Raw genomic sequence first — 14,137 nt, 5'->3', positions numbered from 1 at the left:
TATTAGCGAGATAAAAAAACGGGGCTTTCAGCCCCGCTTTGCGTTTAGTTGATCACTTTCTCGGTATCGAGCAACGATTATAGAACGTGAACAGAAGCGGTATTGGTTGTACCTGATGCAACCAATGCACCTGAAACCATCACCGCGATGTCGCCTTTCTTACCTAAACCAGATTCTAGAGCAATCTCTTTTCCTAGACGGTAAAAATCATCAGTGCTTTCAATCGCATCAACCACGACAGGAGTGACGCCTTTGCTCAGTACGAGTTGAGCGGCCGTTTTCTTGTTGGTTGTTACCGCAATAATGTTAGCGGTTGGGAAATATTTACGTACTGAACGTGCAGATTTACCTGCTTCAGTTGCCACAACAATTAATGGTGCTGCTAGTTTCTCAGCAGTATCCACCGCGCCTTTACAAACGGCTTCAGTAATACGTAGACGTGGGCTATCTAAACGAGAACCAAGCTCAGCTTTTAATGCTGCATCAGTACGGTTAGCGATTTGCGCCATGATAGTGACGGCTTCAACTGGGTATTTCCCTTTAGCCGTTTCACCAGAAAGCATGACTGCGTCAGTACCGTCCATGATTGCGTTAGCCACATCACCCGCTTCTGCGCGCGTTGGACGTGGGTTTTTGATCATTGAATCTAGCATTTGCGTTGCCGTAATAACCACTTTACGTGCGCGGTTACATTTCTCAATCATCATCTTTTGCGCAAAGATAACTTCTTCAGCAGGGATCTCAACACCTAGGTCACCACGAGCGACCATGATACCGTCAGAAAGCTCAAGAATTTCGTCGAAGTTATCCACGCCTTCTTGGTTTTCAATTTTAGAGATAATTTGGATATCTGCGCCGCCGTTGGCAGTCAGCAGTTCGCGAATTTCACGTACGTCATCTGCCTTACGAATGAAAGAAGCAGCAACGAAATCAACACCTTGCTCACAACCAAATTTTAGGTCAGCTTTATCTTTTTCAGAAAGCGCTGGTAGGTTAACTGAAACGTTAGGTAGGTTAACGCCTTTATTTTCGCCCAGTGCGCCGTTGTTAAGGACTTTACATTTCACTTCAGTCTCAGTGGTGGCAATCACTTTCATTTCGATCAGGCCGTCATCGACTAAAATAGTGTTACCTGCTGCGAGATCTTTAGCAAAACCTGCGTAAGTTACAGCAACGATGTCTTTGTTACCGACAACTGAAGTATCGGTAGTAAACGTGAACTCTTGACCAGCAACGAGATCAACATCATCCCCATTTTCTAGTTTGATAGTGCGAATTTCAGGACCTTTAGTATCCAATAGAATCGCTAGTTGCTTACCGGTGTTTTCCATTACCTTGCGGAAGTTGGCGATACGAGTGCCGTGCTCAACGAAGTCACCGTGAGAGAAGTTAAGACGCATGACGTTCATGCCCGCATTGACTAGCTCAGTCAGTTTTTCTACAGATTCAGTTTTAGGGCCAATCGTACAAACGATTTTGGTCTTTTTCATGGAAAGTGCTCTCCGGTAAATAAATTTAAGATGAATTTAAAGGGTAATGCTTAACCTTAAAGTGTTCTCGGTAATGGCAAGCGTCTCCGTTTGCCTCTTAGGTTTCACGAGTCTGTTTCACTCTAAAGCTGAAAGTCTTTCAACAGATTTAGTCATTTTATGACTGCTTATCTGAGGTGAAATTTCACAAACAAAGCCACAACGTCTACAAATAGCCATTGTGGTTAAAAATTTACGTCAAGTTCTGTAATTTTTTTTCTTTTCGGATGCGAATTCTATCACCTAATGCTGCCAATATCACGATTTAAGACTTGTCTTAGAACAAGGTTTTAGCGCTAATTATTAATTTTTTGTATCGAAATAAATAGACTAAAATGTTTCGAAGTGATTATAATTGGTTTCGAATCGAAACTTAAAAAGTCAAACCTCATGTCGAAACGAAATACCCAGCTACGAAGACACGCGATCGCCAGTTTAGTCAATCAACAAGGCGAGGTAAGTGTCGAAGCACTTTCCCAGCAGTTTTCTACCTCAGAAGTCACGATTAGAAAGGATCTTGCCTCATTAGAAACCAATGGTCTATTACTTAGACGTTATGGTGGCGCGATCGCTTTGCCAAAAGAAGTGATGGCAGATGAATTGAATGAAAAAGTTTCGGTTCGAAAGGTGGAGCTAGCCAAACAAGCCGCTAAGCTGATCAGAGATCATAATCGAATTGTGATTGATAGTGGCAGTACCACGGCAGCACTGATCCAGCAATTGAACGATAAACGTGGCTTAGTGGTTATGACCAACTCATTGCATGTTGCCAATGCCCTCAATGAGCTAGAAAGTGAGCCGACACTACTGATGACCGGTGGCACTTGGGACACTCATTCTGAATCTTTCCAAGGTCAGGTTGCTGAATCTGTGTTGCGTTCTTACGACTTTGATCAGTTATTTATTGGTGCTGATGGTGTTGATCTTGATCGTGGCACGACTACGTTCAATGAGTTAACCGGATTAAGCAAAGTGATGGCGGAAGTGTCACGCGAAGTGATCGTGATGATTGAATCAGAAAAGATTGGCCGAAAAATCCCCAACTTAGAGCTGGCTTGGGATTGTATTGATGTCTTAGTGACGGACAGCGATCTCAGCGACGCCTATCTCAAACAAATTGAATCTCATCGTGTACGAGTGATTCGAGCGTAAACATGATTATCTACTCATCAGTATATGGCTGTTAACGGGCGATCTACTGGTGGAAAAAAGATCGAAATAAATGGAGTGTGAAGATGTGTGGAATTGTTGGCGCGGTTGCGCAGCGTGATGTGGCGGAAATTTTAGTCGAAGGTTTACGTCGTTTGGAATATCGAGGCTATGATTCTGCCGGCGTTGCGGTGGTGGATAGTGAGAATACGCTCACTCGCGTACGTCGCTTAGGAAAAGTGCAAGAATTAGCGGATGCGGTCGAGCAGCAAAAAGTCATTGGCGGTACAGGCATTGCCCATACTCGTTGGGCGACTCATGGTGAACCGTCAGAAATTAATGCTCATCCACATCTATCGGGCACGATTACCGTGGTCCATAATGGCATTATTGAAAACCACGCATCACTGCGAACCGTATTACAAGACCGTGGCTATGTTTTTGAATCACAAACCGATACCGAGGTTATTGCTCATTTGGTTGAGTGGGAGCGTCGCTCTGCAAGCACTTTGCTTGAAGCGGTACAAAAAACGGTTAAACAGCTGGAAGGCGCGTACGGTACCGTCGTGCTCGATTGCACCGATCCTAGCCGAGTTGTCGTCGCTCGCTCAGGCAGCCCAATTGTGATTGGTTTAGGTGTGGGTGAAAACTTCTTGGCTTCTGATCAATTGGCGTTACTCAATGTGACTCGCCGTTTTATGTTCCTTGAAGAGGGCGATGTTGCTGAAGTGACTCGCCGTGAGGTGAATATTTTTGCTGCCAATGGCGAGCAGGTAATGCGTGAAGTGATTGAGTCGAACGCTGAACACGATGCTGGTGATAAAGGTAAGTTTCGCCACTTTATGCAAAAAGAAATTTTCGAGCAACCCACAGCGCTGATCAATACGATGGAAGGGCGCATCACTCACGATAGCGTGATCACCGAGAGTATTGGCGTCAATGCTGCGGAAATTTTAGCGAAAGTTGAGCACATCCAAATTGTCGCCTGTGGTACCTCGTACAACGCAGGTATGACGGCTCGTTACTGGTTTGAAGCTTTATCCGGCGTGAGCTGCGATGTTGAAATTGCCTCTGAATTTCGCTACCGTAAATTTGTTGCTCGCCCCAATAGCCTATTAATCACCTTATCTCAATCAGGCGAAACCGCCGATACACTGGCAGCATTGCGCCTAGCGAAAGAGAAAGGCTACATGGCGGCGATGACGATTTGTAACGTCGCGGGTTCATCTTTAGTTCGCGAGTCTGATTTTGCTTTTATGACTCGTGCTGGAACAGAAATTGGCGTTGCATCAACCAAAGCTTTTACCACTCAGCTCGCTGCTTTACTCATGCTTGTCACCGCATTAGGCAAACAAAAGCAAGTCATAAACCGCGCGTTAGAAGCTGAAATTGTTCAAGCGTTGCATGCCTTACCAAGACAAATAGAGCAAGCCCTTGGCTGTGAAAAACAGATTGAAGCGATTGCTGAAGAGTTTGCCGATAAACACCACACGCTATTTTTAGGCCGTGGTGAGTTTTACCCTATTGCCGTTGAGGCGTCATTAAAACTCAAAGAAATCTCTTACATCCACGCAGAAGCTTATGCGGCAGGTGAGTTAAAACATGGGCCACTCGCACTGATTGATGCTGATATGCCAGTCGTTGTTGTGGCTCCAAGTAATGATTTACTTGAAAAGCTCAAATCAAACATCGAAGAAGTGCGAGCGCGTGGTGGTTTGTTGTATGTCTTTGCCGATCAAGACGCTGGTTTTGCTGAAGATGCGACGATGAAAATCATCACTATGCCGCCCGTTAGTACTATTACTGCGCCGATCTATTACACGATTCCGATGCAGTTATTGTCTTATCACGTCGCCTTGATCAAAGGGACAGATGTTGATCAACCACGTAACCTTGCCAAAGCAGTGACAGTCGAATAATCATGCTTCGATGATGCTGAGCTGATGTAGGAGAGGAATAAAGCTTCAAGTAGGAAGGTTATATCCTTTTGGGTGAGTTGGCTAATGTGGAAGGATGCAAAGTATAGTGTCAGATAACACTGGGTAATATGGTTATCTCTCTACATTTCTGCAAGCAAGATCTTGCCCGGGCGAGCAAAAAGTTGCCCAGCTGGGCAAGATCTTGCTCAGCTTAAATTGATCATTTTTTAAATGATTGAAATTGTTGATATTTATTTTTGGCATGCTCCTTGCTTTGTTGGTGTTGCATATTGCGACGATGTGCGTCGCGTTTATTCACACAATAAGGAATTTGCAATGCCAACTCCATGTTATATCTCTATCGAAGGCGAAACTCAGGGTCTTATCACAGCGGGTGCTCTGTCTACTGATTCTATCGGTGATGCATTTGTTGAAGGCCATGAAGACCAAATGCTGGTTCAACAATTTGACCACGTGGTGACGGTACCGACTGACCCGCAATCAGGCCAGCCTTCAGGTCAACGTGTCCACAAGCCATTCAAATTTACGGTAGCACTGAACAAAGCGGTTCCTCTTCTGTACAACGCATTGGCATCTGGTGAGAAGATGAAGTCGGTCGAGCTTAAATGGTACCGCACCTCTATCGAAGGCAAACAAGAGAACTTCTTTACCACCAAACTAGAAAGTGCTTCTATTGTTGATATTCGTTGTGAGATGCCGCACTGCCAAGATCCAACGAATTCTGATTTCACTCAAAACGTGACGGTTTCTATGTCTTACCGCAAGATCCTATGGGATCATGTGAACGCAGGCACGTCAGGCTCTGACGATTGGCGTAAGCCAGTTGAAGCGTAATCACGCTAAGTAATGTGGGGCGCTCATCCGTATTTCATATCCTTGGGGTGAGCGCCCTGTTTAAAAAACCTTAAGCACAATACCGAGTGGTGGCGGTGTTGTGCTTAAGGTTTTTCGACATTGATGATGTAGATGGAAGGAAAGAGCAATGGCAAGGTTACGTTTTCGGCTAAAAGTGGATGGGTTGGCAGACGATGTCTTGATGGTGCATAAATATCAAGGTGTCGAATCGCTGTCGGACAGCCAGCAGGATGGTCAGCATTGTTATGGTTTTCGTTACCACATCCAGCTTGCCAGCCGCCGCTCAGACTTAACCGCGCTAGACGTTGTTGATAAAACAGCACAGTTAGAAATGTGGCGTGATGGCTTACTCGTGCAGCGGGTGCATGGTATTGTCCGTCAGTTCAGCCAAGGCAACATTGGGCATCGCCATACCTTTTATGGATTAACGCTGGTGCCCGCTTTAGAGCGTTTATCGCTGCGCCATAACAGTCGCATCTTTCAGCTCCAGACGGCTCCCGACATCATCGCCACGTTATTAGAAGAGATGGGCATTACCGATTACGCCTTTTCCTTGCAGCGTGACTGTGCCCAACGTGAGTTTTGTGTTCAGTATCGAGAAACCGACTTGGCTTTTCTGCATCGCTTAGCGGCGGAAGAGGGGCTGGTGTATCACTTTATTCATGAAGACGAGAAACACACCTTACTGTTCACCGACGACAGCCAAGGGCTCCCCAAACTGGATACGCCGATCCCTTTTAATGCACTAGCGGGGGGCGTGATAGACAGCCCGTATATTTCTGCTTTTGAGCAACACACCCAAAGTCACGTCAGTCACACCGTCTTACAAGATTACAGCTTTAAAAAGCCAAGTTATTCCTTTGCTCAGCAAGCACACGGGCAAGGGATAGACTATCAGCGCGACACCTACGAATACTTTGATGCGCCGGGGCGCTTTAAAGACGATGTCAGCGGCAAAGCCTTTAACCAGATACGTTTAGAGTACCTACGTCGAGACGCGCGCACCGCAACGGGAAAAAGTAACCATCCAGACCTACACGCGGGCGCTAAGTTTGATTTACAAGACCATCTCGATGAGAGCGTGAACCGTGATTGGGTGGTGGTCTACGTGCAGCATGAGGGTCATCAGCCCCAAGCCTTGGAAGAAGAAGGGGGCAGCGGCGCGACCACTTACAGTAACCAATTTACCCTTATCCCAGCCGAGGTGAACTGGCGTGCGACGCCTCAAGTGAAGCCGCAAGTGGATGGCCCGTGTATCGCGATGGTGGTCGGTCCGGAAAACGAAGAAATCTTCTGTGATGAACATGGCCGCGTTAAGCTGCATTTTCCGTGGGACAGATATTCGAACGGCGATGAGCACAGCTCTTGTTGGGTGCGAGTGTCACAAGGTTGGGCGGGCAGTCAATACGGCATGATGGCTATTCCGCGAGTGGGTCATGAAGTGATCGTTTCGTTTTTAAACGGCGACCCAGACCAGCCTATCGTCACCGGTCGCACTTATCACGCGACCAACCAACCGCCTTACTCTTTGCCAGAGCACAAAACCAAAACGGTGCTGCGCAGTGAAAGCCACCAAGGGGAAGGGTTTAACGAACTGAGCTTTGAAGACCAAGCTGGGCAAGAGAAAATCTACCTGCATGCACAAAAGGATGTTGAGGGCTTGGTGCTTAATGATGCGACGATGCACATTAAACACGATAAGCATCTGACGGTAGAGAACGACCAGTTTAGCCATATCCACCATCATCAGCATCTGACGGTGGATGGCGAGCGTCGCTTGAAAGTCGGTCAAGACCACAGTGTCGAGGTTGGCGGTGCACTACAGCAAAAAGTAGCGGATAAGATGGTGATGGACGCTGGCAATGAAGTGCATTTAAAAGCGGGCAATAAACTGGTGTTAGACGCAGGGAGTGAAATTACTATTCAAGCGGGCGGCAGTTTTGTCAAAGTCGATGCTGGCGGTGTGCATGTGGTGGGCGCGGCCATTAATTTAAACTCCGGCGGTAGCGCAGGCAGCGGCTCGGGCTATGGCGGTAAAATGGCCGAGTTGCCTTTTGGGTTACAAGCTCCAAGTGTCCCACAAGTTATGCCTTTTGTGCAACCTACGGCGAGTTTAACTCAACAAGTCATCGCTGATATTAAAACAGAGACGCCGATCACTCAGGTTTGTCAGAAGCGTTCTGATGGAAGTTGTCCGTTAAGTGATTGCCCTTGTGGAAATAATCAATGATGTTAGTCCTTGAAAAACATTGTAATAATATTGCTGTGAATTGGTTTGCGCTCGTTAACCATTACCACAATATGCAGGCTGAGGTTTATGAGAGTATCTCTGGTCACTTGGTTGAGCCTTTATATTTATCGACCCCGGTTGAATCGTTACTCAATAGAAGTCCTCTAGTGATTGCTCTGCAAGCTGAAGATCCAATAGTAAATAGCTTACCCAAAGAGCACACACTGTATTTCTCAGCACCGTTGCACGTCTCCTTCGATGAAGCTATTGCTCATTTGAGAAACCGTTTATATGTTCAATTTTCAGGTAACCGAAGAGGATTATTTCATTATTATCTTCCTTCTGTTGCCAGTTATTTTTTTCAGCGTTCAAATGCAGTAGATACGGCGAAATGGCTAGGGTGTTTCAGTGGCCTTTATTTCTATCGTCAAACACACAGTGATTTAGCGAACTGGATAAATGTTGTCGGTGAGGGAGAACTGCAGGCGTTAACTCTTTGGCAGCTTACCGAATCTCAGGAGAGCGCCCTCAACGATAAATACGATGAAAGTGATATCGCTCAGTGGGCGATAGCAAACCGTATTGACGGGGTGAATTGGCAGAAGCAGAAAATGGCGCCTCTCTTTTTTTCACAACACCAAATAACGGATCCTCAATTATGTTCTCGATTACGCCACGTAATTCATCGCTATGATGTTGATCTCAATGGGCTTAATTTTCAGTCTAAACCTCATCAAACATCAGAGAATATCGTCGAACAGTTAGAACACTTACTGTCTAGGGAGAATAAACATGTCTACTAAGTTTGCTTCGAATCCGAGCTGTGATGGTAAGAAGTTTTTTATTGAAGTTACAGGTATACAGCATGGATCAGAACATGACTTTGAGTTTTATGATTTAGCGGATACGTCACAACAGGTCGCTCTTGATGCGAAAAAAAACATTGATCCTGAACTTGATGACAGTACGGTATACAGTTGGGATTGGTGTGATGAGAGCGACAATCGGAATGTGTGGCTGAAAATTGAAGCGGAAGGTGAACCAATCAAATTACCGCTTTTCCATGATGTTACCGCTATATCTAGAAAGCAAAATGAGCAAGATTACTTGGTGCACGCTGTTTTACCTTTCACCCTTCTGCCCACGTATCAATCGTCTTTAACCTATAGAGATAGAATCGCTCCTGTTCGTGCTGGTTTTATTTATATTTTTTACAATCACAAAGCATGGCGTGAAATTCAAATAAGCCCAGAAGAGAGTGGCGAGTATTCTCTTAAAGATGTGCATCTTCATCACTATCGTACTGGTAGAGATGAGCCGTTTAAAGAGGAAGCTCGAATGGCAACAGGTGCTGCATTAAAAGAGATTTGGGTACCGGCGAAAGAAAAGAATAACAATGCGCGTGTTCATATTGCCTTTTCAGAAGTTCAGTGGAGTGCGCAATACCTTAATTATCTTGAAGCGAATCAAAACGAATTAGTGCAACGAGCCTTTGCCCTCCATCAACTGAATGTAGAGGGCAATACCGATGTATTGAAAGCCAGTTTACTGCCGACAATGCGCGCAAGAACGCCAGAGCTTGAGTTGTTTCTTGCTGAGCCAAGTAATCTCAACCGTGATCTCTCTGGGCAGTGGGTAACACGCACTTATCAAACCATCAAAGAGGAAATGTTATCCGCTGATGATGATGGAGATAAAGCTGTACAGGTATTTAAATATGCACAGCCTTACCGATATGAATATGCTATGAAGCAAGCGGCGTTAGTGGAGATAATTAACGCCGACCCTGCTCAAGCAGAATCATGGACAATAGGGGGCTCGAGTGATGTTTTAGAAGACGCGAAACAACGCCATTTAAGGGCGATTGTCGTTGATGATCCCTTGTTTGATTTAAGACATCACGCTTTTCTGACTCAATCAGCGGTTGGGTATTTACAACAGGTTTATGTGGATATGAGCCAGCAGAAGTACTACCGCAGTGCGGAACTCGTGCAGAAACTGGTGCTTCCAGCCAAATTTGGACAACAAGATAATCCGTACTATCAATATCGTAATGCTATGGATAATTACTACGGGGGTGTTTTCCACCGAACCTTACGTACCACCGAACGACAATGCTGCTGTACAGATGTGAAGTGGTTACAAGGCCAGCTCCAATCACTGGTGAACCAGCAGCGATTAGCTGATGTTTTACGTGATATTAGCTCAATGAACGATATTAACGCATCGGCCGCGCATGTGATTGTTGGTTATGCGCTGAGTGCGCTGAGCGTGAATATTGATAAATTGGATCAAATGTCAAACCCTGAAAGTGATGTTCATTCGCCCTATTTAGACACCGCCAGACAAATTCTTTCTTCCACCGATAACCATCCTTTGCACCGACTTTTGTTTTCAGAAGATGGCGCGATAAGTTTGGAAGAGGCCAGCTATAGCGCGCCAGAACCTTCTAACTCAGGCTCTGGGTTTGCCACGCTTGAATCGTTAGCTTTGTGGTCAAAAGAGGATATGCTCATTCAAGATGAGCAGTTGCAAGTGATGGACCTAGCTTTTATGTCGCCAGCCAATAGCAACCAAGAAAAAGCTTTTAATCTTGAGCGGCGAGTCGCTAACATTATGGATGAAATTTTAAGAGGGTATTTTGATACTTTATTAAATCTCAGCCAAGATCTTGCCAATGAAGCAAAAGTGATTCAATTTAACGCTGCTTATGCGCCTGTACTCGGTTTAATGAAAGCCACTAATGCCAAAATGTGGGGAGATATCACTTATGTACCCGTCAGTGGTGCTGAGCTGAAAGGTACGGTGGTTGGTGTGCATGGTCATGGCTTGAGTTATGGATTGAGCGCCGCTGATCGTGAATTTGTCGACTCGAAGAAGAAATCAGCGTTTGGTCGTTTGTATGATCGTTCGGGTAAATTGGTGGCATCGACCAATAAAAATGCTTTTAGTTCCAGCGATCTGATTTCAGAAAGTCGAGGTTCAGTCGGGGCTAAATCACCACTTAAAGTGGTGGTGGTCTCTCAAGAAAGCCGCATGGCGGCGGCCCTCAATCAAGCGAATACACAAAGGGCGTTACGAGATATGAATCGTACCGATCTCAACGTCAGTAATGCTTATGAAAAATTCAGAGTCCCTTACTTTATTGCGGTAGTGGAATTGATTAACCTGAAAAATAATCAGCAATACATGAAGAATATTTTTGATGAAAAAGATGTGTTTTTCTCAGGATCTAACGCGCTAAGTGCAGCTCTGGATCTTGGTATCGCTATTACCCATGCTTCAAACCTGTATACACAAAATGCCTCTCGTTTGGCAGCAGTTTCACATAAAACCGCACTTGTTATGCCTGACTTCCTTGTGAAAAAAATGACGTTTAGAAATGGTAAGGTGGGTTTGGTTTCCAGCATTAGTCGATTAGGTGTCATAAGTATTGGTGCTGGTTTTTTAACTGCGGGTATTGCTGGTTGGGATGCCATGCGTCATTGGCAAAACAACGATCGTGATGCCAGCGTTGCGCTGGGTATGGTGGCGCTAGGGACGCTAACCACCACGGTTGCAACGGGTTTTTTTACCACCAGCGCTCCGGTGTTATTTGGTATGGGGCCAGTGGCATGGTTAGGGATTGGACTAGCCGTTGCAGGCTTCGCGCTCTATATGTTTTGGAAGGATACGCCAATGGAGGCATGGCTGAAAAATGGCCCGTTTGGTCAGTCCCCCTCGTCGACTTACGCGCATTTGCAAGACCCAACCACGGCGTTTGAGCGGTTTATTGGGCTGATTTTTACTCTATCGGTCAACGCGTACCGCTTAGGCGCGCAGACCGAATTTCCTGAAGCGTTCACCGAGCAGATGCAACGATTGGGAGCCACCCATGTGATTTATGTCAACACCAATTTAGCGGCATTGCTCAATGCTCAATCGGTCAGGGTTGAGTTTTACGCTCGGCAAGCGATTGAAAAAAAGACCACAACAAGTAGCCGAACGGGATCAAGGGAAAGCAGTGAACTGATTAACTTAAGCTCGCACAATGTCACGGTTATCCATCAAGAGCAGCGTAATGAAGGTACTGCCTATTTTGTGAAATATGATTTAACCGTCCCCGAATACAGTACCGATTTTAGCTTACTGATGATGCGCTCTTATCAGTATCGCTATCAGCCTGTTTTTGTGCTCAGAACCAAGCTACACGTTGAGCAGGCCAGCTTTCCGACATTAGCATTAGAAGAGCGTGATGATTCTCGTATTGTGAATGTGGTTCCAACGTTTGCTTTAGATAACAACAGCGATCAAGATTGGGCGAAAAATACCGTATTAGCGTAAAGCGTAGTATCGGTCATCAAAAACATTAGGAATGATAATGGCATACAACTCAGAGCAATTAACCCTACAGCCTTCTAAGGAAGCACAAGGTTTTTTACGGCGTGTCTTAACCAAAGGGCAGGTGTTTCCTTTTACGAAAGCCAATGAGACCATTGCTCTCTCCTTGGCTGGGGAAATTACACCTTCGCATATCAAAGAGACTGAAAAGGAGGATAAACTTTCTTATTGGGATGAAAACTCTTTAGAAAGTGAAACTTTTTCGAATTGGACTCAGTTGTACTTATTTATTGTAGGTTTAGCAAAAATGTCGCTAGTGGTTATCTTACCGCTTGGCTATTTAATATTTTTTATTGGTTTTATTGGTGCAAGCCTTAAGGGAGGTGGGAAGAGTTATCCCGATGTGTTTTATAAACTGACATTGTATACAACACTTCCTTGTTTACTTATTTATGGCCATTTTAAGTTGGTTAGCGCTGGGCATCTTTTTCTGGCGCCCTTTTTAAAAAGTAAGCGAGTCTATAGCCTTAATCGCCAAACTGGCATGGTGACGCTGTTTAAAAAAGGCAATAAAGAGCGTTTTAGCCATCCGTTTATTGAGTTTGACTGTGTGCTGATGTCCGCCCCTAGCCCACAAGGGCATCTAAATTACAACTTGATGTTGGTGCATCGTTATCATAATTATTCCGTTGGGGTGCCGATCGGTAACCTTATTGGCAGTAATGAGCGGGTGGCAGAGTATTATCGGTTGTGGAATATGATTCAACGTTACATGGATATCAGCCAACCCATGCCCGATATTTTAGTGCTTGAGCCAGCGCGGGAGAGAGACCCAACCACCGCCGCCTATGATAAGCAGACTGGGCGCAATCCGCGATACTGGCGTGATATGAGTGATGATGAATACCAGCAAACTCTGAAACAAATCGCAGAGCAGCAAAAAAAGCAGCCAGATAGCGGCCCAACATTAAACATTTTCGCACCATCAGTTTAAGCTAAGCAGAGTTAAGTGAGCATGGCATACCACTCAGAGCAATTAACCCTTCAACCAGCTAAAGAAGCGCAAGGTTTTTTACGGCGCGTCTTAACCAAAGGGCAGGTGTTTCCTTTTACGAAAGCCAATGAGACGATTGCTCTCTCCTTGGCTGGGGAAATTACACCTTCGCATATCAAAGAGACTGAAAAGGAGGATAAACTTTCTTATTGGGATGAAAACTCTTTAGAAAGTGAAACTTTTTCGAATTGGACTCAGTTGTACTTATTTATTGTAGGCTTAGCTAAAGCTGCATTGTTTTTTTTCTTACCACTTCTCTATCTGATCATGATTTCTGGCATGATATTTGGACCGTATGGATGGAAAGATTGGGCTGGAGATTTTGGTACTGTTACTTTGTATACAACACTTCCTTGTTTACTTATTTATGGTCATTTTAAATTGGTCAGTGCTGGGCATCTTTTTCTGGCCCCCTTTTTAAAAAGTAAGCGAGTCTATAGCCTTAATCGCCAAACCGGTATGGTGACGCTGTTTAAAAAAGGCAATAAAGAGCGTTTTAGCCATCCGTTTATTGAGTTTGACTGTGTGCTGATGTCCGCCCCTAGCCCACAAGGGCACCTAAATTACAACTTGATGTTGGTGCATCGTTATCATAATTATTCCGTTGGGGTGCCGATCGGTAACCTTATTGGCAGTAATGAGCGGGTGGCAGAGTATTATCGGTTGTGGAATATGATCCAACGTTATATGGATATCAGCCAACCCATGCCCGATATTTTAGTGCTTGAGCCAGCGCGGGAGAGAGACCCAACCACCGCCGCTTATGATAAGCAGACTGGGCGCAATCCGCGATACTGGCGTGATATGAGTGATGAAGAATATCAGCAAACCCTGAAACAAATCGCAGAGCAGCAAAAAAATCAGCCAGATAGTGGCCCAACATTAAACATTTTCGCACCATCAGTTTGAGCTAAGCAGAGTTAAGAGAGCATGGCATACCACTCAGAGCTGTTTATTCTTCAAATTGTCAACGGTCCATCCATCAATAGTTAGGAAATAGAGGGAGCCGCAGGGCTGATTTTCAACGGCTAATCACATTTCTGAACCGTCCACTCTATTG

At 45.1% G+C, this 14,137-nt stretch carries 9 protein-coding genes; 8 read left to right on the top strand and 1 reads right to left on the bottom strand.

The features are described 5' to 3' along the window. Window positions 1-77 precede the first annotated feature (77 nt). Window positions 78-1,490 carry a pyruvate kinase PykF gene (gene pykF / locus BSR11_RS02865; RefSeq protein WP_072668992.1) on the bottom strand — a complete coding sequence of 471 codons (1,413 nt, stop codon included), beginning with the start codon at window positions 1,488-1,490 and terminating at the stop codon, window positions 78-80. A gap of 429 nt (window positions 1,491-1,919) precedes the next feature. Here pykF and BSR11_RS02860 point away from each other — a divergent pair, with 429 nt between their 5' ends. From BSR11_RS02860 to BSR11_RS02825, 8 genes are all read left to right on the top strand, one after another. Next, window positions 1,920-2,681 (top strand): DeoR/GlpR family DNA-binding transcription regulator, encoded by a 762-nt coding sequence (locus BSR11_RS02860; RefSeq protein WP_072668991.1) that lies wholly within the window; start codon window positions 1,920-1,922, stop codon window positions 2,679-2,681. Between the two features lie 83 nt (window positions 2,682-2,764). Then, on the top strand, window positions 2,765-4,597 hold the full coding sequence (glmS, locus tag BSR11_RS02855; protein ID WP_072668990.1) for a glutamine--fructose-6-phosphate transaminase (isomerizing): 1,833 nt from the start codon (window positions 2,765-2,767) through the stop codon (window positions 4,595-4,597). Window positions 4,598-4,933: 336 nt separating this feature from the next. Further along, window positions 4,934-5,452, top strand: a complete 519-nt coding sequence (locus BSR11_RS02850; RefSeq protein ID WP_072668989.1) for an Hcp family type VI secretion system effector — start codon at window positions 4,934-4,936, stop codon at window positions 5,450-5,452. 148 nt (window positions 5,453-5,600) lie between these two features. Continuing rightward, on the top strand, window positions 5,601-7,703 hold the full coding sequence (locus BSR11_RS02845) for a type VI secretion system Vgr family protein (RefSeq protein ID WP_072668988.1): 2,103 nt from the start codon (window positions 5,601-5,603) through the stop codon (window positions 7,701-7,703). Then, window positions 7,700-8,506: a DUF4123 domain-containing protein gene (locus BSR11_RS02840; RefSeq protein WP_072668987.1), complete on the top strand. Its 807-nt coding sequence runs from the start codon at window positions 7,700-7,702 to the stop codon at window positions 8,504-8,506. Before BSR11_RS02845 ends, BSR11_RS02840 begins: the two co-directional genes overlap by 4 nt. Beyond that, window positions 8,496-12,026, top strand: coding sequence for a toxin VasX (locus tag BSR11_RS02835; RefSeq protein WP_072668986.1), 3,531 nt, complete (start codon window positions 8,496-8,498; stop codon window positions 12,024-12,026). The genes BSR11_RS02840 and BSR11_RS02835 overlap by 11 nt, the downstream gene beginning before the upstream one ends. Window positions 12,027-12,063: 37 nt before the next feature. Continuing rightward, window positions 12,064-13,017, top strand: a complete 954-nt coding sequence (locus BSR11_RS02830) for a hypothetical protein (protein WP_072668985.1) — start codon at window positions 12,064-12,066, stop codon at window positions 13,015-13,017. Between the two features lie 21 nt (window positions 13,018-13,038). Continuing rightward, a complete protein-coding gene (locus BSR11_RS02825) occupies window positions 13,039-13,986 on the top strand; it encodes a hypothetical protein (RefSeq protein ID WP_072668984.1) in 948 nt (315 codons plus the stop codon). Window positions 13,987-14,137 lie beyond the last annotated feature (151 nt).

Origin of the sequence: Vibrio injensis (assembly GCF_001895205.1) — a bacterium.
GTDB lineage: Bacteria > Pseudomonadota > Gammaproteobacteria > Enterobacterales > Vibrionaceae > Vibrio > Vibrio injensis.
Note: the sequence above shows the minus strand (reverse complement) of the source record. Positions and strands in the feature narration are given on the sequence as shown.